The 22612-nt window shown below is 67.8% G+C and carries 20 protein-coding genes and 2 pseudogenes; 16 read left to right on the forward strand and 6 right to left on the reverse strand.

Translation table 11 applies throughout. The annotated features are described in order from the left end of the window. Nucleotides 1-163 precede the first annotated feature (163 nt). Nucleotides 164-1360 (reverse strand): 3-hydroxybenzoate 6-monooxygenase, encoded by a 1197-nt coding sequence (locus KAK07_RS24560; protein WP_210863568.1) that lies wholly within the window; start codon nucleotides 1358-1360, stop codon nucleotides 164-166. A gap of 481 nt (nucleotides 1361-1841) precedes the next feature. On the opposite strand from KAK07_RS24560, the gene KAK07_RS24565 reads away from it, so the two are divergent. From KAK07_RS24565 to KAK07_RS24575, 3 genes are all read left to right on the forward strand, one after another. Beyond that, nucleotides 1842-2813 carry an IS481 family transposase gene (locus KAK07_RS24565; protein WP_210863570.1) on the forward strand — a complete coding sequence of 324 codons (972 nt, stop codon included), beginning with the start codon at nucleotides 1842-1844 and terminating at the stop codon, nucleotides 2811-2813. A gap of 87 nt (nucleotides 2814-2900) precedes the next feature. Further along, nucleotides 2901-3602: a YEATS-associated helix-containing protein gene (locus KAK07_RS24570; protein ID WP_210863571.1), complete on the forward strand. Its 702-nt coding sequence runs from the start codon at nucleotides 2901-2903 to the stop codon at nucleotides 3600-3602. A gap of 85 nt (nucleotides 3603-3687) precedes the next feature. Beyond that, nucleotides 3688-4941 (forward strand): hypothetical protein, encoded by a 1254-nt coding sequence (locus KAK07_RS24575; RefSeq protein WP_210863573.1) that lies wholly within the window; start codon nucleotides 3688-3690, stop codon nucleotides 4939-4941. Between the two features lie 141 nt (nucleotides 4942-5082). Here KAK07_RS24575 and KAK07_RS24580 read toward each other — a convergent pair. Further along, a pseudogene (locus tag KAK07_RS24580) lies at nucleotides 5083-6034 on the reverse strand (peptidase dimerization domain-containing protein); the annotation flags it as partial. A gap of 73 nt (nucleotides 6035-6107) precedes the next feature. Between KAK07_RS24580 and KAK07_RS24585 the strand changes: the two are divergent. From KAK07_RS24585 to KAK07_RS24600, 4 genes are all read left to right on the forward strand, one after another. Continuing rightward, on the forward strand, nucleotides 6108-6389 hold the full coding sequence (locus KAK07_RS24585; protein ID WP_210863575.1) for a BrnT family toxin: 282 nt from the start codon (nucleotides 6108-6110) through the stop codon (nucleotides 6387-6389). An 8-nt stretch (nucleotides 6390-6397) separates the two neighbouring features. Then, nucleotides 6398-6631, forward strand: a complete 234-nt coding sequence (locus KAK07_RS24590; RefSeq protein ID WP_210863577.1) for a BrnA antitoxin family protein — start codon at nucleotides 6398-6400, stop codon at nucleotides 6629-6631. Between the two features lie 503 nt (nucleotides 6632-7134). Then, nucleotides 7135-7470, forward strand: a complete 336-nt coding sequence (locus KAK07_RS24595; protein ID WP_210863579.1) for a hypothetical protein — start codon at nucleotides 7135-7137, stop codon at nucleotides 7468-7470. Nucleotides 7471-7634: 164 nt separating this feature from the next. Beyond that, the gene (locus KAK07_RS24600; protein WP_210863582.1) at nucleotides 7635-9638 is read left to right on the forward strand and encodes a S8 family serine peptidase; all 2004 of its coding nucleotides are present in this window, start codon (nucleotides 7635-7637) and stop codon (nucleotides 9636-9638) included. 17 nt (nucleotides 9639-9655) lie between these two features. Here KAK07_RS24600 and KAK07_RS24605 read toward each other — a convergent pair whose 3' ends face one another. Further along, nucleotides 9656-11122 (reverse strand): M20 family metallopeptidase, encoded by a 1467-nt coding sequence (locus KAK07_RS24605; RefSeq protein ID WP_210863584.1) that lies wholly within the window; start codon nucleotides 11120-11122, stop codon nucleotides 9656-9658. 132 nt (nucleotides 11123-11254) lie between these two features. On the opposite strand from KAK07_RS24605, the pseudogene KAK07_RS24610 reads away from it, so the two are divergent. Beyond that, nucleotides 11255-12079 (forward strand): annotated as a pseudogene (locus KAK07_RS24610) (ABC transporter substrate-binding protein); the annotation flags it as partial. Between the two features lie 5 nt (nucleotides 12080-12084). Then, complete coding sequence (locus KAK07_RS25940; protein ID WP_375141232.1) at nucleotides 12085-12375, forward strand: ABC transporter substrate-binding protein; 291 nt, start codon at nucleotides 12085-12087, stop codon at nucleotides 12373-12375. Between the two features lie 6 nt (nucleotides 12376-12381). On the opposite strand, the gene KAK07_RS24615 is transcribed toward KAK07_RS25940, so the two are convergent. Then, complete coding sequence (locus KAK07_RS24615; RefSeq protein WP_247664595.1) at nucleotides 12382-13230, reverse strand: alpha/beta hydrolase; 849 nt, start codon at nucleotides 13228-13230, stop codon at nucleotides 12382-12384. Between the two features lie 205 nt (nucleotides 13231-13435). On the opposite strand from KAK07_RS24615, the gene KAK07_RS24620 reads away from it, so the two are divergent. Then, a complete protein-coding gene (locus KAK07_RS24620; RefSeq protein WP_210863590.1) occupies nucleotides 13436-14269 on the forward strand; it encodes an enoyl-CoA hydratase-related protein in 834 nt (277 codons plus the stop codon). Here KAK07_RS24620 and glpK read toward each other — a convergent pair whose 3' ends face one another. Continuing rightward, entirely contained in the window at nucleotides 14270-15763 is a 1494-nt protein-coding gene (gene glpK / locus KAK07_RS24625; protein WP_210863592.1) for a glycerol kinase GlpK, read from the reverse strand. A 20-nt stretch (nucleotides 15764-15783) separates the two neighbouring features. Then, nucleotides 15784-16548: a DeoR/GlpR family DNA-binding transcription regulator gene (locus KAK07_RS24630; protein ID WP_210856797.1), complete on the reverse strand. Its 765-nt coding sequence runs from the start codon at nucleotides 16546-16548 to the stop codon at nucleotides 15784-15786. Between the two features lie 160 nt (nucleotides 16549-16708). On the opposite strand from KAK07_RS24630, the gene glpD reads away from it, so the two are divergent. The 6 genes from glpD to KAK07_RS24660 all read left to right on the forward strand — a co-directional run bounded on the left by glpD (nucleotide 16709) and on the right by KAK07_RS24660 (nucleotide 22561). Continuing rightward, nucleotides 16709-18334 carry a glycerol-3-phosphate dehydrogenase gene (gene glpD, locus KAK07_RS24635; protein WP_310740772.1) on the forward strand — a complete coding sequence of 542 codons (1626 nt, stop codon included), beginning with the start codon at nucleotides 16709-16711 and terminating at the stop codon, nucleotides 18332-18334. Continuing rightward, complete coding sequence (locus tag KAK07_RS24640; protein ID WP_210863594.1) at nucleotides 18325-19404, forward strand: ABC transporter ATP-binding protein; 1080 nt, start codon at nucleotides 18325-18327, stop codon at nucleotides 19402-19404. The genes glpD and KAK07_RS24640 overlap by 10 nt, the downstream gene beginning before the upstream one ends. Nucleotide 19405: 1 nt before the next feature. Then, nucleotides 19406-20476, forward strand: coding sequence for an ABC transporter ATP-binding protein (locus KAK07_RS24645; RefSeq protein WP_210863596.1), 1071 nt, complete (start codon nucleotides 19406-19408; stop codon nucleotides 20474-20476). Continuing rightward, nucleotides 20473-21366: a carbohydrate ABC transporter permease gene (locus KAK07_RS24650; protein ID WP_210863598.1), complete on the forward strand. Its 894-nt coding sequence runs from the start codon at nucleotides 20473-20475 to the stop codon at nucleotides 21364-21366. The genes KAK07_RS24645 and KAK07_RS24650 overlap by 4 nt, the downstream gene beginning before the upstream one ends. Then, the gene (locus KAK07_RS24655; protein ID WP_210863600.1) at nucleotides 21363-22175 is read left to right on the forward strand and encodes a carbohydrate ABC transporter permease; all 813 of its coding nucleotides are present in this window, start codon (nucleotides 21363-21365) and stop codon (nucleotides 22173-22175) included. The genes KAK07_RS24650 and KAK07_RS24655 overlap by 4 nt, the downstream gene beginning before the upstream one ends. A gap of 77 nt (nucleotides 22176-22252) precedes the next feature. After that, a complete protein-coding gene (locus KAK07_RS24660; protein ID WP_210863602.1) occupies nucleotides 22253-22561 on the forward strand; it encodes a DUF2160 domain-containing protein in 309 nt (102 codons plus the stop codon). Nucleotides 22562-22612: the final 51 nt, after the last annotated feature.

The following is a 22612-nucleotide window of genomic DNA, read 5'->3' on the forward strand; positions in this document are numbered from 1 at the left end:
AGCGGATCAAGAGCTACTTCGAGCATGAGCCGGTTCGGTATGCGGCTTGAGTTCAACACTTTGATGCCGGCTCAATAACCAAGCGGACGCCGCGGAACCGGCTTTGCCGGGCCGCTGGCGGCGCCCCCTTGAGGGGGAGCGCCCACGGCGCTCCGGGGGTGGGTCAGTTCAGGCAGTTGTCGACATTCCAGCCGTACAGCCATTCCATCGCGTCGTAGAAACGCTCCTGCGAGCGGCCCTTCCACAGCGAGTTGCGCACCAGGCGCTCCACGCCGGCGGCGTGGTACAGCCGGCCCATCTCGCGGCCCGACAGCACGATGCGCGCGGTGCGCGCCACGCGGCTGTCCTGGTAGAGCTGCAGCGCCTTGTCCCAGTCGTTGTCGTGCACGCGCAGGGCCTCGCCCAGCGTGACGGCGTCTTCCAGCGCCATGCAGGCGCCCTGGGCCATGTACTGCGTGGTGGGGTGGGCGGCGTCGCCCAGGATGGTGGCGCGGCCAAACACCCAGGTGCCGATGGGCTCCCGGTCGGCCGTGGCCCAGCGGCGCCAGCTCTTGGGCAGGTCGATCAGCTGGCGCGGCTTGGCGGCAATGCCCTGGAAGTAGCTCTGCACCTCTTCCTTGCTGCCGTCGGTGACGCCCCACTCTTCCTGCTGGCGGCTGTGGAAGGTGACCACCACGTTGTACTGCTCGCCGCCGCGCAGCGGGTAGTGCACCAGATGGCACTTGGGGCCGGCCCACAGGCTGGCGGCGTTCCACTGCAGGTTCTCGGGGAAGTCCTTCTTGTCGATCACCGCGCGGTAGACCACATGGCCGGTCACGCGCGGCGGATCATTCACGTACTGCGCGCGCACCACGCTCTTTCCCCCGTCGGCACCAATCAGCGCCTGGCCCGCCCAGCGCTTGCCGTTCTGGTCGATCGCGGTGACCACGCCACCGTCTTGCTCCACCTTCACGATGCGGGTGCTGGTGAAGAACTCCACGTTCGGGCTCTCCTGCACGCCTTCCAGCAGCGAGGTGTGGATGTCCACGCGGTGGATCACCGCATACGGATTGCCAAAGCGCTGGCGGAAGGCCTCGCCGGTTTCCAGGCGGCCGATCAGCGACTCATCAATCGCGTCGTGCATCACCATGCAGTCGGTGTAGACCGCCCGGCCGCGCGCCTTGTCGCCCACGCCCAGCGCATCAAAGGCGTGGAAGGCATTGGGGCCCAGCTGGATGCCGGCACCGATCTCACCGATCTGCTCAGCCTGCTCGAACACCTGCACCTTGAAGCCGCGCTTGAGCAGCGCCAGCGCGGCGGCGAGGCCGCCGATGCCGCCGCCGGAGACCAGCACGGGGAGGTTGTGAGGGGAGGACGTCATGGGGGTCTCCTTGGTTGCTGGCTATGCATATCATCAGTAAGCTGATGATTAGTGTAGAGCGTTGGTGCGCTAGATGTCAGGATGGGGTTTTCCCTCGAATCGATCCCGCTGCTAGCAATCGAGTGCGCCGCGAGGCATTCCGACTGCGGACTCGGCTACCCGCTATGGTCGCCGCCGAGGCCGCGCTCAAGGGGAATGTGTGGCCACAGCCCGCACCTAACCCAGTTCTGCCGCCATCACCTTGCCAATCGCCCCCATCCCGGGCACAGTTGCCGTAGGTGGATGTCGCCATTGGCGGCTGGTCGATGTTTAATCACACATATTTCTATAGCAACACGACACTTGGCGAGGCCCGCCGACGAACGGTGTTGAATACGTGTCGTGTCCCGGATGAATGGCTCCTCGGCGGCCGATATGCGATCCTTGTGGGCCGGGAGGTCCTGAAGGGCTTGCTGGCAGACTTGAAGCAGCGGAGGCCGTGATGCTGATCAGCTTGCACAAGAACGCGACGACCACGCCGGCCACCAGGCTGGCGATTCAGCAGGCGCAAGGCACCGAAGCCGAGCTGGCGCAGCGCTTTGGCGTCGGCAAGTTCACCATCCGCAAGTGGCGCAAGCGCACGACGGTCGAAGACGGCAGCCACACACCGCATCGGCTGCAGACCACGCTCAACTCCGGCCAGGAAGAGATCGTCGTCTACCTTCGCACGCACCTGCGCCTGTCGCTGGACGACTTGCTGGCGGTGGTGCGCGAGTTCATCGAGCCGGCGATGAGCCGCTCGGCGCTGGATCGGCTGCTGCGACGGCGTGGCGTCAATCGCTTGCCTGAGCCCGAGGTCCAGAACACTCAGGTCAAGTCCTTCAAAGCCTATGAGCCGGGCTACGTCCACATGGACGTGAAGTACCTGCCGCAAATGGAGGATGAGACAGAGCGGCGCTATGTCTTCGTGGCCATCGACCGCGCCACACGCTGGGTGTTCATCGCCATCAAGAGCAAGAAGACCGCAGCAGCCGCGCGATCGTTCCTCAATGCGCTGCACAAGGCGGCGCCGTTCAGGATCAAGACGCTGCTGACGGACAACGGCCGTGAGTTCACTGATCGGGCGTTCGGGCGGCGGGAGAAGGACGCCAGCGGAGATCATGAGTTTGATGCGCTGTGCCAGGCGCTGGGCATTGAGCACCGACTGACCAAGCCCAAGCATCCGCAGACCAACGGCATGGTGGAGCGCTTCAACGGGCGACTGGCGCAGGTTCTGAAGTCGCATCGCTTCAACAGCGCCCATGACCTTGAGACGACGCTGCACCGATTCGTCTGGCTCTACAACGAGCACCTGCCACAGCGCGCGCTGGACCTGAACACGCCGATCCAAGCGCTCAAGAAATGGCAGGCAACGCATCCCGAGTTATTCGCCAAGCGGGTGATCAATCACCCGGGACCTGACAAATACGTTTAGGGGAAGGCCAGCGCAGTTGCGAAGCAAGGCTGCTTCCCGAAATCAACGTTAAATCGCAATAGAAAATATACGGGGTTCGAACCATCCATGGCAAACCTGATCGCGCTGCTCGTCATCTTGCTATTAGCCGGAGTTCTTGGCGGGGCAATGGGCTACTACCTTGAACAGTCTGGTCAACCCAGCAAAACCGAAGGCGATGGGCGGGGCAGCGCGCGTATCGCACAACTGGTCCCGTATATTGTATTGGGTATTGGCGCTTCGCTAATGGTCCCACTCTTCCTAAACATGATATCGAGCACGCTTGTATCAGAGGCGTTGAACTCGAAGGAGGGTGAACATGCAGAATTAAAGCTTCTAGTAATTACTGGATTTTCTCTAATCGCCGCCGCGTCAAGCCGTCGCTTCATCACGTCGCTTACGGACAAGGTAATTCGAGACGTCCAAGAGGCCAAGGAAATAGCACAGGAAGTGGAGAAGAAGGTCGACCTCATTGTTGAACCCGAGAACGCGCCGCGTGAGCCAAGCGGCCCCGCCAATATGGATGTACAGGTGAATTTGACTGATCTGTCAGATCATGAAAAGCGTGTTCTTAAAACGCTGTTCAATAGTTCTTACTCGGCCCGAGCACTGAGTGGAATAAGCCGCGATGGAGAAATCAGCCAAGACGAAGCGACTTCGGCACTTAAACTTCTCGCTAGCAAGTCTCTGGTCCATCAAACTCAAACATTCAAGGGCTTTGCCAAGTGGTCATTGACGCAGGCTGGCCGGAGTGCAGCAGGCGCGATCTGACCAGACCACAGTGGATTCTTCTTGTGTCCACGGCGATCATAGTTCTCCTTCCAAAGCGATATTCTCTTCGTCTATGCTGTAGGACGTGGTGATCGAACTCGCAAAGATGGAACCGCAACATGCCATCCACACCGGTTCTCTCGCGACGGCCACCGCCATGAAAACGCAGACAGTTCACTCCCTCCTGATCGCTCGTAGCCTGCTTGAACGCGCAAGGCCGCTCTGCATGTCTGAAGACCGGTACTTGGCGTCGGCGGGGCTCGTCGTGCTTCAGGATAGCCTTGAGATGGCCTTCTATGCACTTCTCATTGAGTTAGGCGTCGACGACGGAAAGAGTCTCGAAAGCAAGAGCTTCGACGAGTTGCTCGCCGAACTCAAGAAGGCCGATGTACCAGTGCCGAAGTCGGGCACGATCAAAGCACTTAACAAGCAACGCGTACTTACCAAGCACTATGCTCAAGTTGCCGAACCAGTGACTGTTCGCAATTATCTAGATACTGCCGAAGTGGCCTTGGATGCCGCTGTTAATAGGGTTATTGGACGATCCGTACAGGAGCTCTTTCTCTGTGATTTGTTGCAAGATGGCGAATCGAAAGCACTTCTGAAGGCAGCTGAGGAAGCCATCGGTCAGCGACAGTTCCTTGAGGCGCTTGTCGAAATAAGAAAGGTCGTGTTCATCGAATTCGAATTACCTTACTCCATTCACGGATGGAAAGACGTATCTAAGGACGAGCCGTCTACTCCGTTCGGCCTGCTGGAGCTTTCGCGTGGAGGCTGGAAAGCACCCCGCTTGAAACGAAACAAGGAGTGGATCGAGGCTAATGTCGCTGATCCAACGGAGTACGTCCAGATCGATGCCGACGAGTGGCGCGTTCAGGCGCTAGAGTACGGGATTCACACCGCCGAACTGGCAAATCTTCGTCGTCTGACGCCTGCCGTCTTTCGGGCTGACAACAAGTCCCCGTGGTCTACCAAGTACGACGCATCTTTCCCGGCAAACGAAGCGACTGAAGCGAACGCCAAGTACTGCCTTGACCGCGCCATTTCCATCCTTCTCAAGAAGCAAGAACATGCCCGGACTGCCCGTCGCCCTGAGCGAGGCGCAGCCTTTGATCCTCCCCCGGTCTACATTGGTGACGAGGTCTACAAGCGCGCGACCCAGTCCTCTGAGGTAGTACACACCGTCGCAGAAGGATTCACGTACGAGATTCAAGAGTACGTTGATGGCTTCGACGCTTCGGAGAAGTTCTTCTTCCTGCGCGCCGCGTCCGAAGCGAGGGGCGAAAACGGCCGGCCAGTCAAGGTGGTCTACGGCTTCCTTCTAATGCGAGGCGAGTGACGACTCTCAAGAAGCTCCGCCAAAGCGACTAATCTGCAATGAATAATCCATGCTGCCAGCGCGGCTGTGACGATGGCCAATCCGAGCTTGGCGGCGGGTTGGGAGACTTGGCGGCTGAGCATTGACCCGGTCAAAGCTTGCTCACAGATGCGCCGCCATCACCTCCGCCACCGCCGCCGTGAGCCTCGTCCCATAGCCAATGTGCAGAAACTCATTGGGCCCGTGTGCATTGCTCTTGGGCCCCAGCACGCCGCAGACCATCATCTGCGCCGCCGGGAAGCCCTGTTGCAGCAGGTTCATCAGCGGGATGGTGCCATCCTGGTCGATGAAGCCCAGCGGGGCGCCGAAGTGGCGGCGTGAGGCGCGGTCCATGGACTGCTCCAGCCACGGCGCCAGTGAGGGCGCATTCCAGCCCGTGGCGCCCCAGTTGTCCATGCGGCCGTCGGGCTCGAAGGTGACCTTGGCGTTGTAGGGCGCGTTGTCTTCCAGCAGCGCCTTCAGCGCCACCGCGGCCTCGTGGCCGGGCACCAGCGGGGGCAGGCGCAGGCCCAGCTTGAGGGCGGTGTAGGGGCGCAGCACGTTGCCGGCGTTGGCCAGTGCGGGCATGCCGTCGACGCCGGTGATGCTGAGCGTGGGGCGCCAGGTGCGGTTGAGCAGTGCCTCGACCGGGTCGGTGGTGGTGGGCAGGGTGAAGCCGCCGTCGGCGCCGCAGGCCCAGGGGTAGCGCTTCCAGACCTCGTCGCCCAGGATGGCGGCGGTGGCGCGGGCCTGGGCGATGCGGTCGGCGGGGATCTCGCAGTGGAAGCAGGCGGCCGCTCTGGGACTCTTCCAGCCGGTCCAGCACCATGCGCATGATGCGGAAGGACGAGGGCACCAGGCCGCTGGCGTCGCCGGAGTGGATGCCCTCGGTGAGGATCTCCACCTTCAGCGTGCCGGTGATGTTGCCGCGCAGGCTGGAGGTCAGCCACAGCTGGTCGTAGTTGCCGGCGCCCGAATCCAGGCAGACCACCAGGCTGACCTGGCCCAGGCGCTGTTGCAGCACGTCCAGGTAGGCCGGCAGGTCGTACGAGCCCGATTCCTCGCGGGCGTCGATCCTCAGGCAGCCCCCAACAATCGCCCTTTTGCGCATCGATTCGGCGTACTTACGCCATGCGTACAATCAGCGCATGTCAACCATCAGGTTCGAGTGGGATCCGAAGAAGGCGCAAGTCAACTTTCGGAAGCACAAGGTGTCGTTCGAGGATGCACAGTCTGTGTTCTCTGACGAACGCGCCCTTCTGATTGACGACCCCGACCACTCCGAGGAAGAAGACAGGTTCGTTCTCCTCGGTCTGAGCCAGAGCCTGCGCCTCCTGGTCGTGGTTCACTGCTACCGCGCTGAAGGCCAGGTCATCCGAATCATCTCGGCGCGGAAGGCCGATGCTGACGAGCAATCCATCTACCGCTAGGTGATCACATGCGCAAACACTACGACTTCAGCAACGCCAGGAAGAACCCCTATGCCGCGCAGCTCAAGAAGCCAGTGACGATTCGCTTGGACGAAGGCTCGATCGCTTACTTCAAGGGCATGGCTGAAGAGACGGGCATTCCCTATCAGAGCCTGATCAATCTGTACCTGAAAGACTGCGCGGCGACTGGAAAGCGGCTAAGCCTGGCGTGGAAGTCGGCTGCCGCGAAGCGCGCTGCCTAAGCCCTGACAGGGCGACAGCGAGGGCGCGCTGTCTCCCAGCAGCGGCGGCAGGCGCAGGCGCTGGGACAGCACTTTCAGATCTCGCAGCCCAGGATGGCGGCGACGGCGCGCGTCTGCGCGATGCGCTCGGTGGGGATCTCGCAATGGACGACTAAGGTCCGTCCAGATGAACCGGGTGCGAGCCTCTGGTCAATGACCCTCAAGGGGGAGTGCCTGAGGCCGCCGGGCTGGGCACAGTGTCCGACGCTTGTTCCACACCCCGCACCGTCGGCGCCGAGTCGCGCGGGCACACCAGCCCCATGTCCAAGGTCTTCCCGCCCGACACGACGGGCCCCACTGGCCTGCACCCACGCAAGGTCCGCCGACTGGCGCCAGTTCTGCTGATCTGTCTCGGCAGCCTGCTGAGGCCGTCCCTCAGCCTCTCGGCCTCGGCCTCTGCGGCATCCGCCCCTTCCTATCCCTCTCTGGTGGCCCCGTCGCCGCCCGGGCCCTTCGATCTGCAGATGCATGACCGCGTGGAACTGGGCTTCGTGGGCATCGAGAAGATGAGTGAGATGCCCGCGAACCGCGACCTCAGCCGCGCCACCCACCCCGAGCTCTACGCCTACCTGGAGGCCTACGGCATGCAGGTGCGCCTTATCGGCTGGACAGCCTCCAGCGTGGCGCTGTGGCTGACCGAGAAACAGCCCCATTGGCGCATCAACGCCGTGGGCCGACTGCTGATGCAGGCCTACCCGAACAAGTACCGCTACTTCGAGTCGGACCAGTTCGTGGCGTTCGACATGCGCACCCCCGTCCGGCCGCGCCGCGCGCCCTCTGCCCCGGCCGGCACGCCGTAGGGCGCCCGCTTCGGGACCAACGCCACGGGCGCGGCAATGGCGGCTCAGCTCGGTCAATCGCCCTCAAGAGGGAGTGCGTGAAGCCGGATGGCTGCACACACTGCGCGGCAGTTGTTCCGCACGCCGCACGCTCGGCGCCAACTCACGCAGACACCCCCTCCACCATGTCCAGCGTCTCCCAGCCCCATCCCCCGGCCCGCGCCGGTCTTCCGCAACGTTTCGTCCGTCGGCTCGCGCCGGCCTTGCTGGCCCTGCTCAGCAGCCTGCTCGCACCCTCCTTCAGCCTGGCCGCCCCCGCTTCTGCAGCCGCCGCGGTGGCTCCCACCTACCCGCCGCTGGTGGCCCCGTCGCCGCCCGGGCCCTTTGACCTGCAACTGCACGATCGCATCGGGCTCGGCTTCGTGGGCATCCAGAAGATGAGCGAGATGCCGGCCAACCGAGACCTCAGCCGCGCCACCCACCCGGAGCTCTACGCTTACCTCGAAGCCTATGGCATGCAGGTGCGCCGGATCGGATGGACGGGATCCAGCGTGGCGCTGTGGCTGACGCAGAAGCAGCCGTTCTGGCGTATCAACGCGGTGGGCCGCCTGCTGATGCAGGCATACCCGAACAAGTACCGCTACTTTGAGTCGGACCAGTTCGTGGAGTTCGACCTCCACAGCCCTATCACGCCGCGACGTGCGCCGCCTGCGCCGGAGAGCACGCCGTCCAGCAGCAAGTCCGGCGCCAAGGTGCGGGGTACTGACGCCGACCCCGAGGCCTCACCGAACGACCCGGGCTACGCCCAGCAATGGCACTACCACGAAGACATTGGGGGCATCCGCCTGCCGGGCGCATGGACGCTCTCCCAGGGTAAGGGCGTGACCGTGGCCATAGTCGACAGCGGCGCGCGCCAGCACCGCGACCTGCGCGCCCGACTGAGCGGCGGCTACGACCTGATCGCCGAGCCGTGGCGCGCCTACGACGGTGATGGCCGCGACGACGATGCAACCGATCCAGGTGACACCTCCGATGGCTCCCATTGCGCTCGTAGCTGGTCCAGTTGGCACGGCACCCATGTGGCTGGCACGGTGGCAGCCTCGGCGGGCAATGCCCGCGACGGAACTGGCGTGGCACCGCTGGCACGGTTGGTGCCCGTACGGGCCATGGGTGTGTGCGGCGGTGCCGTCAAAGACATCGCGGACAGCATCCGCTGGGCAGCCGGCGTTGCAGTCCCCGGCACTCCCAGCAACCCCTCGCCTGGCCAGGTCATTAACCTGTCGATCGGCACGCGGGCCGATGTGCCTTGCGATGCCGATACGCAAGTCGCCATCGACCTCGCGCGCGAGGCCGGCGCCACCGTGGTGGTAGCCGCCGGCAACTTCGAGAAGAACGTCAGCGGTTCCTACCCGGCGAACTGCAAGGGCGTGATCGCGGTGGCGGCCACCAACCGGGCTGGCGGCCGCGCCAGCTATTCCAACTGGGGCCCGGGTGTGGCACTGGCCGCGCCGGGAGGCGAATGCACTGCCCCGGCGCCCCTGTGCGGTAATGATGGGGTGTTCTCCACCCTCAACACGGGACGCTTCGAACCGCGCAAGGACAGTTTCACCACGCTGGCCGGAACCTCAATGGCGGCACCCCATGTGACCGGCGTGGTGGCGCTGATGAAGGCGGTCCGGCCGGACATGTCCCCGGATGAAGCGTACGCCCTGTTGACCGGCACGGCACGAGCGTTCCCGGGCACCTGTCTGGCATGCGGCGCCGGCCTGCTGGATGCCGAAGCGGCGGTGTCGGCCGCGAAGACCAAATACCCGTTGATGCGCGAGAGCGAGGGCAATGGTCAGAGGAGCACCGCCGACCGCGTGGCGCAGCTGCCGATGCGGGTGTTGGGCCGCATCGTCGCCCAGGGTGGGAAAGACTGGTTCGTGATGAACCTGCCTGCTGGCGCCACGCTCAGTGCCACCCTGCAGCCCAACGCCCAGTCCAACCTCGATCTGGCCGCCTTCGACACACTTGGCTCGCAGGTGGCACAGAGCACCAACCCAGGCAAGGGCGAGGTCGATGGCCTGGCCGTGCGAAACGACAGCGGTGTCGCGGCGGACTACTACGTCCGGGTCAGCTACGTCGACGAGCCGCGCGGCACCTATACGCTGGACCTGCGCTTGAAGTCAGGGCAGTTGCTGCAGTGAGCCGGTGAAGCACCCCCTCAGGGATGCCCCGCAATCACCTCCGCCACCGCCGCCGTCAACCGCGTGCCATAGCCAATGTGCAGGAACTCATTGGGCCCATGCGCATTGCTCTTGGGCCCCAGCACGCCGCAGACCATCATCTGCGCTGCCGGGAAGCCCTGTTGCAGCAGGTTCATCAGCGGGATGGTGCCGCCTTGGCCGATGAAGCCCAGCGGGGCGCCGAAGTGGCGGCGTGAGGCGCGGTCCATCGATTGCTCCAGCCACGGCGCCAGTGAGGGCGCGTTCCAGCCGGTGGCGCCCCAGTTGTCCATGCGGCCGTCGGGCTCGAAGGTGACCTTGGCGTTGTAGGGCGCGTTGTCCTCCAGCAGCGCTTTCAGCGCCACCGCGGCCTCGTGGCCGGGCACCAGCGGGGGCAGGCGCAGGCTCAGCTTGAAGGCGGTGTAGGGACGCAGCACGTTGCCGGCGTTGGCCAGCGCCGGCATGCCGTCCACGCCGGTGATGCTGAGCGTGGGGCGCCAGGTGCGGTTGAGCAGCGCCTCAACCGGGTCGGTGGTGGTGGGCAGGGTGAAGCCACCGTCGGCGCCGCAGGCCCAGGGGTAGCGCTTCCAGACCTCGTCGCCCAGGATGGCGGCGGTGGCGCGGGCTTGCTCAACGCGCTCGGTGGGGATCTCGCAGTGGAAGACGCCGGGCAGCAGCTGGCCGCTCTTCGCCTCTTCCAGCCGGTCCAGCACCATGCGCATGATGCGGAAGGACGAGGGCACCAGGCCGCTGGCGTCGCCCGAGTGGATGCCCTCGGTCAGGATCTCCACCTTCAGCGTGCCGGTGATGTTGCCGCGCAGGCTGGAGGTCAGCCACAGCTGGTCGTAGTTGCCGGCGCCCGAGTCCAGGCAGACCACCAGGCTGACGTCGCCCAGGCGGCCCTTCAGCGCGTCCAGGTAGGCGGGCAGGTCGTACGAGCCCGATTCCTCGCAGGTCTCGATCAGGCCGACGATGCGCGGGTGCGGCACGCCTTGCGCCTTCAGCGCCTCGATCGCGCTGATGCTGGCGTAGATGGCGTAGCCGTCGTCGGCGCCGCCGCGGCCGAACAGCTTGCCGTCCTCGATCTTGGGCGTCCACGGGCCCAGGTCGGATCGCCAGCCGCTGAACTCGGGCTGCTTGTCCAGGTGGCCGTACATCAGCACCGTTTGCGTGTTGCCGGGCTTGGTGGCGTCCAGCTCGAAGAAGATGACCGGCGTGCGGCCGTCCAGGCGCAGCACCTCCAGCCGCAGGCCGGGCACCTTGCGGCCCTCCACCCAGGCGGCGGCGTCGCGCACCACGCGGTCGATCAGGCCGTGGGCCGACCAGTCGGCGTCGAACATCGGGCTCTTGGCGGGCACGGCGATGTAGTCGACCAGCTGCGGCACGATGCGCTCGCGCCAGGCCACGTCAACAAACTCGCCGAGTTGGGCTGAATCAAGAGGGGGCAGGGTTTCAGGAGCGTTCATGCGAAGAAAACCGGGCTGATCGACGTACACGGGATTGTGCGCCGGACCGGTGGCACTATGCTCAGCAAGACCGCGTCGGGAGGAGGATCGATGGGCGTTGACCACAGCAGCCGACGGCACTGGCTGGCCCGGATGGTGGCGGGCGGCTGCGCGCTGGCTGGTGCGCGGGCCGTGCACGCCCAGGCCACGCCGGGGGTCTCGCCGCAGGCCATCCTGATCGGCCAGGTGCTGTCGATGCAGGCCGGCCGCAATGACCACGGCGTGGCCACCCGCCAGGGCGTGGAGGCCGGCGTGCGCCGGGTCAACGCCGAGGGCGGCATCCTGGGCCGGCAACTGCAGATCCGGGTGGCCGACGATGACGCCAAGCCCGACCAGGCCGAGGCCCTGGCCCACCAGCTGGTGGCCGATGGCGTGTTCCTGCTGTTCGGCTCGATCGAGGGCGGCCCCAGCAACGCGGTGATGAAGGCCGCCAACGCCAAGAACGTGCCCTTCTTCGCGCCGATGGCCGGCTCGCCCACGCTGCGCCGGCCGCTGCAGCCGCTGGTGTTTCCGGTGCGCGCCGAACACCGCGACGAGTTCCGCGCGCTGCTGGCCCACGGCGGCAGCCTGGGCATGCGCCGCGCCGCCTTCCTGCAGTCCGACACCGAGGTCGGCCGCCTGCACCTGGCCAATGTGCAGCTGGCCTGCGCCGACCTGGGCTGGCAGCCGCCGCTGGCGCTGCCCATCGGCAGCGAGGTCAGTGACGCGCAGATCACCGCCATGGTCCAGCGCCTGCGCGAGGCCCGCAGCGAGCTGATCTTCAACCACGGCTCGATCGGTGTGTATGAACGCCTGATCCGCGCGCTGCGCCAGGCGGGCCTGGGCATCGCCTGCTATGGCGTCAATTCGGGCTCGGCGCAGCTGGCCAAGCGGCTGGGCGAGCTGTCGCACGGCATGCTGTTCACCCAGGTCGTGCCCTCGCCGTGGGAACGCAAGACCGCGCTCACCCGCGACTACCAGACCGCTTCCGCGCCGCGTTTCCTGACCCCGAGTTCTCATACGGCAGCCTGGAGGGCTACCTCAGCGTGCGCGCGCTGGCCGAGGCGCTGCGCCGCAGCGGCCGCGACCTCACCCGGGCGGGCTTCGTGAAGGCGCTGGAAACCGCCAGCTTCGAGGTGGCCGGCTTCAGGCTGCGCTACACCCGCGAGGAGCACATCGGCTCAACCTTTGTCGACACCGCGCTGGTCACCCGCGACGGGCGGTTCCGGCACTGAGCGCGGTCAGATCCCCGCCGGGTTGCGGGTGTCCAGCCAGTCCAGCAGCGCGGCCATCACCTCGGCCCGCTCGGGCTCGTGGAAGATCTCGTGCGCCAGGCCGGGCCATTCGCGGTGGCTGAGCACCGCCGACGGCGCCTGCTGCGCGAATCGCGCGCTGCCGGCCGGGGCCACGCAGCGGTCGGCGCCGGCCCACATCAGCAGCGTGGGCACCGACCAGCGCGGGGCCACCGCCTGCACCGCCGGACCGGCCTGGGCCAGGAAGCGACCCAGCCGGCCGCTGATGCGGTTGTGCACCAGCGGATCGGCCAGGTAGCCGGCCACCACCGCCGGGTCGCGGGAGATCCAGGCGGCGTCCAGGCCGTTGTTCACGCACAGCGAGGGCAGCAGCCGCGGCACCACCGCCAGCAGCAGGCGCTGCAGCGCACTGGCGCCGATGTCCAGGGCCGGCGAGGACAGCACCAGCGCTTCCACCGGCTGCCACCACGCGGCCGGCCGCTCGGCCAGGCCCTCGGCCACGTAGCGGGCCGCCACCGCGCCGCCCATGCTGTGGCCCAGCAGCACCAGCGGGCCGCTGCCGGCGGCGCGCACCACGGTGAGCATCCGGCCCAGGTCGGCCAGCAGGCTGTCGTCGGCGGCGATCAGGCCGCGCGCGCCGTCGGACTGGCCATGGCCGCGCTGGTCATAAGCGGCCACGCGCCAGCCGTGGCTGCACAGGGTCTGGGCCAGCTCCTCGTAGCGGCCGGCGTGCTCGCCCAGGCCGTGCACCAGCAGCACCTGGCCGCGTGGGGCGTCGGCGTCCCACAGGCGGGTGTGCAGGCTCAGGCCATCGGTGGTGTGGATCGCGTCGCTCATGGGCAGGTCTTCTTGCGGCTGAGGCGCACAGTCTCTCATCCCGCCCAGGCGGTGGGCCGGCCACCACAGAAAACCTTGGCCGCGCGGGACGCCCAGCCCGGCCAGCGGCCAGCAGCCGATGCGCGCCCCCCGCCGCACCCGTGTTGTCCCCGTGGCGACAGGAGCAGCCATTCCGTCACGCTATGGTCTGGCCGAGGAGACCGTGATGACCGACACCCCCCCCTTCACCTGCCACACCGATGCCGACAGCGGCGTCACCGAGCTCAGCCTGTGCCGCCCCGAGCGGCTCAATGCGCTGGACCCGGCCTTCTTCCGCGCGCTGCGCCAGACGGTGCAGGCGCTGGACGCGGCCGGCACCACCCGCGTGCTGCTGATCAGCTCCAGCGGCAAGCACTTCAGCGCCGGCATGGCGCTGGACGTGTTCGCCTCGGACCTGGCGCTGCTGTCCACCGCCACCGCACGCCAGCGCCAGGCCTTCCAGACCGGCCTGCGCGCGCTGATGGACGACCTGGACGTGCTGGACACCGCACGCTTCCCGGTGATCTGCGCGGTGCAGGGCGGCTGCATCGGCGGCGCGCTGGACCTGGCGGCGGCCTGCGACATCCGCGTGTGCAGCGCAGACGCCTTCTTCACGATCCAGGAGATCGTCATCGGCATGGCGGCCGACCTGGGCTCGCTGCAGCGCCTGCCGAAGATCCTGCCGCAGGGCATCGTGCGCCAGATGGCCTACACCGGCGAGCGGCTCGATGCCCAGCGCGCGCTGGCCCACGGCCTGGTCAACGCGGTGCTGCCCGATGCCGCGGCGCTGCGCGAGCACGCGTTGGCACTGGCGCGCGAGATTGCCGCCAAGAGCCCGCTGGCGATTGCCACCAGCAAGCAGGCGCTGAACTATGCGCGCGACCATGGCGTGGCCGATGCGCTGGCGCAGATGCGCCTGCTGCAGAGCGCGGCCTTCGACATCGAGGAGATGGGCCGCGCAATCGCCGCCTGGAAGGACAAGCGCGCGGGCGATTTCGCACCCCTGACGCCCACCGCCTGATCAGGCGGCGCGGGCCTGGCGCACCGCACGCTCCCACTGCGCCATCAGGTCCTGCGCCCGCTCGCGCGGCATTGTGGGCAGGAAGCTGCGCTCGACCTGCCACTGCGCCTCCAGCTCATCCAGGCTGCGCCACACGCCGGTGGCCAGGCCGGCCAGGTAGGCGGCGCCCAGCGCGGTGGTCTCGATCACCTGCGGCCGCTGCACCGGGATGCCCAGCAGGTCGGCCTGGAACTGCATCAGCAGGTTGTTGACGCAGGCGCCGCCGTCCACGCGCAGCTCGCTCACCGGCGTGCTGCCGGCGGCCACGGCGTCCTTGCTCATGCTGTGCAGCAGCGCGGCGCTCTGAAAGGCGATGCTCTCCAGCGCGGCCCGCGCGATGTGGGCCACGGTGGAGCCGCGCGTCAGACCGACGATGGTGCCGCGCGCGTCAGCGTCCCAGTAGGGCGCGCCCAGGCCGGTGAAGGCCGGCACCAGCATCACGCCGCCGGCGTCGGGCACGCTCTCGGCCAGCGCCTGCACCTCGGAGCTGGACTGGATCGCGCGCAGGCCGTCGCGCAGCCACTGCACCACCGCGCCGCCGATGAACACGCTGCCCTCGAAGGCGAACTGCGGCCGCGCATCGGCCTGTGCCGCGCTGGTGGTGATCAGGCCGTTGGCGCTGGTCTGGAAGCGCTCGCCGGTGTGCATCAGCATGAAGCAGCCGGTGCCGTAGGTGTTCTTCGCCAGCCCGGCGCGAAAGCAGGCCTGGCCGAACAGCGCGCTCTGCTGGTCGCCGGCCATGCCGGCCACCGGCACCGCGGCGCCCAGCAGCGCCGGCTCGGTCTCGCCATACACATGGGCGCTGGGGTGGACCTGCGGCAGCACGCTGTCGGGCACGCGCAGCAGGCCCAGCAACTGGTGGTCCCAGCGGTTGTGGCGGATGTCGAACATCATCGTCCGCGCCGCGTTGCTGACATCGGTGGCATGCACCCGCCCGCCGGTGAGCTTCCACAGCAGCCAGCTGTCCACCGTGCCGAAGGCCAGCTCGCCGCGCGCCGCCGCCGCGTGCGCGCCCTCCACGTGGTCCAGGATCCAGCGCACCTTGGTGCCCGAGAAGTACGCGTCCACGCGCAGCCCGGTGCTCTGCAGGAAGGTCTCGCCATGGCCCTGCTCGCGCAGCTGCGCGCACAGCGGCTCGGCGCGCCGGTCCTGCCAGACGATGGCGTTGTGGATCGCGCGGCCGCTGCGGCGGTCCCAGACCACCGTGGTCTCGCGCTGGTTGGTGATGCCGATCGCGCGCAGCTCGCGCGCCGTGATGCCGGCCTTCACCAGCGCCTCCTGGGCGGTGGCCAGCTGGCTGGACCAGATCTCCTCGGGGTCGTGCTCGACCCAGCCGGGCTGCGGGTAGATCTGGCGGAACTCGCGCTGCGCCATGGCCACGATGCGGCCGCGCTCGTCGAAGACGATGCTGCGCGAGCTGGAGGTGCCCTGGTCCAGGGCCAGGATGAATGCCATGCGCGTCTCCTTGTTGTTGTTCAGGTCGCCACTTCCACCTGCACCCCGGCCTCGGCCAGCAGGCCGGGGAAGGGCGCGGGTGGCGGCGCATCGGTGAACAGCAGGTCGATCTGGTCCATGCGGCCGAGCTCGACCATCGCCGGCCGGTTGAACTTGCTGTGGTCGGTGGCCAGCCAGACCTCGCGGCTGTGCTCGATGATCGCGCGCGCCACCTGCACCTCGCGGTAATCGTAGTCGCGCAGCGTGCCGTCGGCCTCGATGCCGCTGATGCCGATCAGGCCGATGTCGACGCGGAACTGGCGGATCAGGTCCACCGCTGCGGCGCCGACGATGCCGCGGTCGCGGTGGCGCACCACGCCGCCGGTGACGATGACCTCGCAGTCCGGGTTGGCGGCCAGGATGGTGGCCACGTTCAGGTTGTTGGTGATCACCCGCAGGCCCTGGTGCTGCAGCAGCTCGCGCGCGATGGCCTCGGTGGTGGTGCCCAGGTTGATCAGCAGCGAGCTGCCGTTGGGCACGCGCTGCGCCACCGCGCGGGCGATGCGCTGCTTGGCGTCGGCATGCAGCATCTCGCGCTGGCGGTAGGCGATGTTCTCGGTGGTGGAGCTGGGCACGCGCACACCGCCGTGGTAGCGCGACAGCAGCCCGGCCTCGGCCAGCAGCTTCACATCGCGCCGCACCGTCTGCAGCGTCACGCCGAAGCGCTCGGCCAGCGCCTCCACGCTCATCACGCCGTGCTGGCGCACGGCCTCGAGCAGTTCCGATTGGCGGGGATTGGGCGTCATGGCGGCATCGATGGTACGACCGGAGTCCCCCGGCGCCGCGAGCCTAAACGAACCAAAGCGAAAACAAACAGCTGAAATTCCTATTGCAAACGAACATTGCCTGGGCTAAAAAGAAAAAAGAAGAACGCGACCCCCCGGTCGCACGCTGGAGACATTGCCCGTGCCGTCCTCATCGCCCCTGCCGGCGAGCGCCCCGCCTCACGCCGACGCCTGCGACGTCCTCGTCGTGGGCGGCGGCATCAATGGCTGTGGCATCGCCCGCGACCTGGCCGGCCGCGGCTGGCGCGTGGTGCTGGCCGAGCAGGACGACCTGGCGGCGCACACCTCCAGCTCCTCCACCAAGCTGATCCACGGCGGCCTGCGCTACCTCGAGTACTACGAGTTCAGCCTGGTGCGCAAGGCGCTGCAGGAGCGCGAGGTGCTGCTCAAGAGCGCGCCGCACATCATGTGGCCGCTGCGCTTCGTGATGCCGCACGACCCGGCGATGCGGCCGGCCTGGCTGATCCGCCTGGGCATCTTCCTGTACGACCACCTGGCCCGGCGCGAGGTGCTGCCGGGCTCGCGCGGCGTCAACCTGCGCACCCACCCGGTGGGCGCGGCGCTGCAGGACCGCTACACCCGCGGCTTCGTCTACTCCGACGGCTGGGTGGACGACGCGCGCCTGGTGGTGCTCAACGCGATCGACGCGCGCGCCCGCGGCGCCTCGGTGCGCACCCGCACCCGGGTTGAATCGGTGCAGCGCGAGGCCGGCGGCTGGCTGGCGCAGCTGGCCGGCCCGCAGGGCGAGCGGCAGTCCGTGCGCGCCCGCGCGCTGGTCAATGCCGCCGGTCCCTGGGCCGAGAGCTTCCTGCGCGGCGTGGCCCGCCCGGCCGGCCACGAGAGCCTGGCCACGCGCAGCCTGCGCCTGGTCAAGGGCTCGCACATCATCGTGCCGCGCTGCTTCGAGCACGACCACGCCTACATCTTCCAGAACCCCGACAAGCGCATCATCTTCGCCATTCCGTATGAGCGCGAGTTCACGCTGATCGGCACCACCGACGAGGAGATCCACGGCGACCCGCGCGACGCCCGCATCGGCCCCGACGAGGTGGCCTATCTGTGCGAGCAGGCCAGCCGCTACTTCCGCCGCCCGGTGCGCGCGGCCGACGTGGTCTGGAGCTACACCGGCGTGCGCCCGCTGCTGGATGACGCCTCGGGCGACCCCTCGGCCGTGACCCGCGACTACCTGCTGGAAAGCAACGAGCTGCCCGGCGGTGGCGCGCCGCTGCTGAGTGTGTGGGGCGGCAAGATCACCACCTTCCGCAAGCTGGCCGAGGACGCCGCCGACGAGGTGGGCCGCATGCTGGGCGAGCCGCGCCGCGCCTGGACCGAGGGCGCCTTCCTGCCCGGCGGCGACCTGCGCGACTGGGTCGGCCCGCCGCAGCGCCCCGACACCGATTTCGAGCGCCTGGTCCAGACCCTGGGCCAGCGCCACCCCTGGCTGCCCGGCCCGCTGGCGCGCCGCCTGGCCCGCGCCTACGGCGCCCGCGTCGGCCTGGTGCTGGGCGAGGCGCGATCGCTGGCCGACCTGGGCGCCGCCGTGGCGCCGGGCCTGCACGAGGCCGAACTGCGCTACCTGCAGACCGAGGAATGGGCCTGCAGTGCCGACGATGTGCTGTGGCGGCGCTCCAAGCTGGGCCTGCACCTGACTGCGGCCGAGCGGGCCCAGGTGGCCGCCTGGATGGCGGCCCATGCGCATCCCCGCGCCGATGACGAGATGACGATGAAGGTGGACACATGCAGCTGACGCTCGAAGGCATCAGCCGCCGCGTCGGGGCCGAGACCTGGCTCCATCCGATGGACCTGGCCCCGCGGCCCGGCGCCGTGACCGTGCTGCTGGGCGCCACCCAGGCCGGCAAGACCAGCCTGATGCGGGTGATGGCCGGGCTGGACGCGCCCAGTGCCGGCCGCGTGCGCGTGGACGGCACCGATGTCACCGGAGCGCCGGTGCGCCAGCGCAACGTGGCCATGGTCTACCAGCAGTTCATCAACTACCCGTCGATGACGGTGTTCGACAACATCGCCTCGCCGCTGAAGCTGGCCGGTCGGCCGCGCGACGAGGTGCGCCAGCGCGTGCAGGCGCTGGCCGAGCGGCTGCACATCGACCCCTTCCTGGCGCGTCTGCCGGCCGAGCTGTCGGGCGGGCAGCAGCAGCGCGTGGCGCTGGCCCGCGCGCTGGCCAAGCAGGCGCCGCTGATGCTGCTGGATGAGCCGCTGGTCAACCTGGACTACAAGCTGCGCGAGGAGCTGCGCGAAGAGCTCTCGGCGCTGTTCGCCAGCGGCGAGGCCACCGTGGTCTACGCCACCACCGAGCCGGCCGAGGCGCTGCTGCTGGGCGGCTACACCGCGGTGCTCGACCGTGGCGAGCTGCTGCAGTACGGCCCCACCGCCGAGGTCTTCCACCGCCCGGCCTCGCTGCGCGTGGCGCGCGCCTTCAGCGACCCGCCAATGAACCTGCTGGCGGCCGAGGTGGCCGAGGGCGGCGCCCAGCTGGCCGGCGGCCCGCTGATCGCGGTGGACCTGCCCACCCACGCCACCCGCGCGCTGACGCTGGGCCTGCGCGCCAGTGCGCTGCGGGTGCAGCCGCGGCCCGGCGATGTGGCCCTGCCCGGCCAGGTGCAGCTGGCCGAGATCTCCGGCTCGGACACCTTCGTCCACGTGCACACCGCCGTGGGCGAGCTGGTGGCGCAGCTGACCGGCGTGCACGAGTTCGAGCTGGGCGCCGCCTTGACCCTGTACGCCAACCCGGCGCAGGCCTATGCCTTTGACGCCAGCGGCGCGCTGCTGACGGCGCCGCAACGCGCGCGGGGAGTGTGAGATGGCCAAGATCGAACTCGACCTGGCGCACAGCTACAAGCCGAACCCCCGGCAGGACAGCGACTACGCGCTGCTGCCGCTGAGCATGTGCTTCGAGGACGGCGGCGCCTACGCGCTGCTGGGCCCCTCGGGCTGCGGCAAGACCACGATGCTCAACATCATGTCGGGCCTGCTGGTGCCTTCGCAGGGCACGGTGCGCTTTGACGGCCAGGACATGACGCGCGCCACGCCGCAGCAGCGCAACATCGCCCAGGTCTTCCAGTTCCCGGTCATCTACGACACCATGACCGTGGCCGAGAACCTGGCCTTTCCGCTGAAGAACCGCGGCGTGCCGGCGGCGCAGATCCGCCAGCGCGTGGGCCAGATCGCCGAGATGCTGGAGATGAGCCACCAGCTCGACCAGGCGGCGGCCGGCCTCAGTGCTGACCAGAAGCAGAAGATCTCGCTGGGCCGCGGCCTGGTGCGGCCGGATGTCTCGGCGGTGCTGTTCGACGAACCGTTGACCGTGATCGACCCGCACCTGAAGTGGCAGCTGCGGCGCAAGCTCAAGCAGATCCACCATGAGTTGAAGCTCACGCTGATCTACGTCACCCACGACCAGGTCGAGGCGCTGACCTTTGCCGACCAGGTGGTGGTGATGACGCGCGGCCGCGTGGTGCAGCTGGGCACGCCTGACGCGCTGTTCGAGCGGCCGGCGCACACCTTCGTGGGCCACTTCATCGGCTCGCCCGGCATGAACTTCCTGCAGGCGCAGGCGCGTGGCGGCACGCTGCAGATCGGCGGCCATGCGCTGCCGGCCGACCGCGCGCTGCCCGAGGGCCCACTGCGCCTGGGCATCCGCCCCGAGTACCTGGCCCTGGCGCCGGCCGGCACGCCCGGCACGCTGCCGGCCCAGGTGCGCCAGGTGCAGGACATCGGCACCTACCAGCTGGTCACGCTGGACGCCGCCGGCCAGGCCCTGAAGGCGCGCCTGTCGCCCGAGGCCGTGCCGCCCGCCACCGGCGACGACGTGGGCCTGCAGGTGCTGGGCGCCCACAGCTGCTTCTACCGCGACGAGGAGCTCATTCCGTGACGACCAAGCCCGTCAACCAGAAGGCCTGGTTCCTGATCCTGCCGGTCTTCCTGTGCGTGGCCTTCTCGGCCATCCTGCCGCTGATGACGGTGGTGAACTACTCGGTGCAGGACATCATCAGCCCCGAGCGCCGCGTTTTCGTGGGCACCGAGTGGTTCGCCGCGGTGATGCGCGACGAGGACCTGCACGCCGCGCTGTGGAACCAGATGCGCTTCTCGCTGGCCGTGCTGCTGGTCGAGATCCCGCTGGGCATCGCGCTGGCGCTGTGCATGCCGGCCGCGGGCTGGGCCGCGTCGGCCACGCTGGTGGTGGTGGCGCTGTCGCTGCTGATCCCCTGGAACGTGGTGGGCACGATCTGGCAGATCTTCGGCCGCGCCGACATCGGCCTGCTGGGCCACACGCTGGAGTCGCTGGGCATTGAATACAGCTACACCGGCGACGCCACCCACGCCTGGCTGACCGTGCTGCTGATGGATGTCTGGCACTGGACGCCGCTGGTGGCGCTGCTGGCCTACGCCGGCCTGCGATCCATCCCCGACGCCTACTACCAGGCCGCGCGCATCGACGGCGCCAGCCGCCTGGCGGTGTTCCGCTACATCCAGCTGCCCAAGATGCGCGGCGTGCTGATGATCGCGGTGCTGCTGCGCTTCATGGACAGCTTCATGATCTACACCGAGCCCTTCGTGCTCACCGGCGGCGGCCCCGGCAATGCCACCACCTTCCTGTCGCAGTACCTGACGCAGAAAGCGGTGGGCCAGTTCGACCTGGGCCCGGCGGCGGCCTTCTCGCTGATCTACTTCCTGATCATCCTGCTGCTGTGCTTCATCCTCTACAACTGGATGCAGCGGCTGGGTCAGGCCCAGAACCAGGGACAGGAGGTGCAGTCGTGAACGACGCCCGCTTCAAGAAACGCACGCTGTTCCTGCTGGCCTACATGGTCTTCGCGCTGCTGCCCATCTACTGGATGGTCAACATGAGCTTCAAGACCAATGAGGAGATCCTCTCCAGCTTCAGCCTGTGGCCGCAGCATTTCACCTGGGCCAACTACCGCACCATCTTCACCGACGAGAGCTGGTACTCGGGCTACATCAACAGCCTGATCTACGTGGGCATCAACACGCTGATCTCGATCACCGTGGCGCTGCCCGCGGCCTACGCCTTCAGCCGCTACAGCTTCCTGGGCGACAAGCATGTCTTCTTCTGGCTGCTGACCAACCGCATGACGCCGCCGGCGGTGTTCCTGCTGCCCTTCTTCCAGCTCTACACCACGGTGGGCCTGATGGACACCCACATCGCGGTGGCGCTGGCCCACCTGCTGTTCAACGTGCCGCTGGCGGTGTGGATCCTGGAAGGCTTCATGAGCGGCATCCCGCGCGAGATCGACGAGACCGCCTACATCGACGGCTACAGCTTCCCGCGCTTCTTCGTGCAGGTCTTCCTGCCGCTGATCAAGGCCGGCGTGGGCGTGGCGGCCTTCTTCTGCTTCATGTTCAGCTGGGTCGAGCTGCTGCTGGCGCGCACGCTGACCAGCGTCAACGCCAAGCCCATCGTCGCCACGATGACGCGCACCGTCAGCGCCAGCGGCATGGACTGGGCCACGCTGGCCGCCGCCGGCGTGTTGACCATCGTGCCCGGCGCGATCGTGATCTGGTTCGTGCGCCACTACATCGCCAAGGGCTTTGCGATGGGGAGAGTATGAGATCCCCCCCGAAGCGGCCCGAAGGCGCTGGGTCGGATTGCCGCACTGCGGCGGTCTGATCGACAAGGAGACGAAAGATGTTTGATTGGATGGTGTGGACCACGCCGGTGGCGGTGTTCTTCAGCTGCATCGCGCTGATGCTGGTGGGCATGACGGTGTGGGAGATCAAGTCGCCCACCGTGCTGCGCAAGGGCTTCCTGCCGATCGCCACCACGCGCGGCGACCGGCTGTTCATCGGCCTGCTCGGCGCGGCCTACATCAACCTGGCCTGGGTGGGCGTGGCCGGCCACCTGGCCGAGTGGCTGTCGCTGGAGAACGAGCCCAGCATCTGGATCAGCTTCATCGCCTCGATGGGCGTGCTGGCGCTGGTGATGCGAAAGGGCTGAGACCGATTCCAGGCAATCCGGCCCGGCGCTGCCCCGGGGCCGTGGTGACCT

It is taken from the genome of Ideonella alba, from assembly GCF_018069875.1.
In the GTDB taxonomy this organism is placed as follows: Bacteria; Pseudomonadota; Gammaproteobacteria; order Burkholderiales; family Burkholderiaceae_C; genus Ideonella; species Ideonella alba.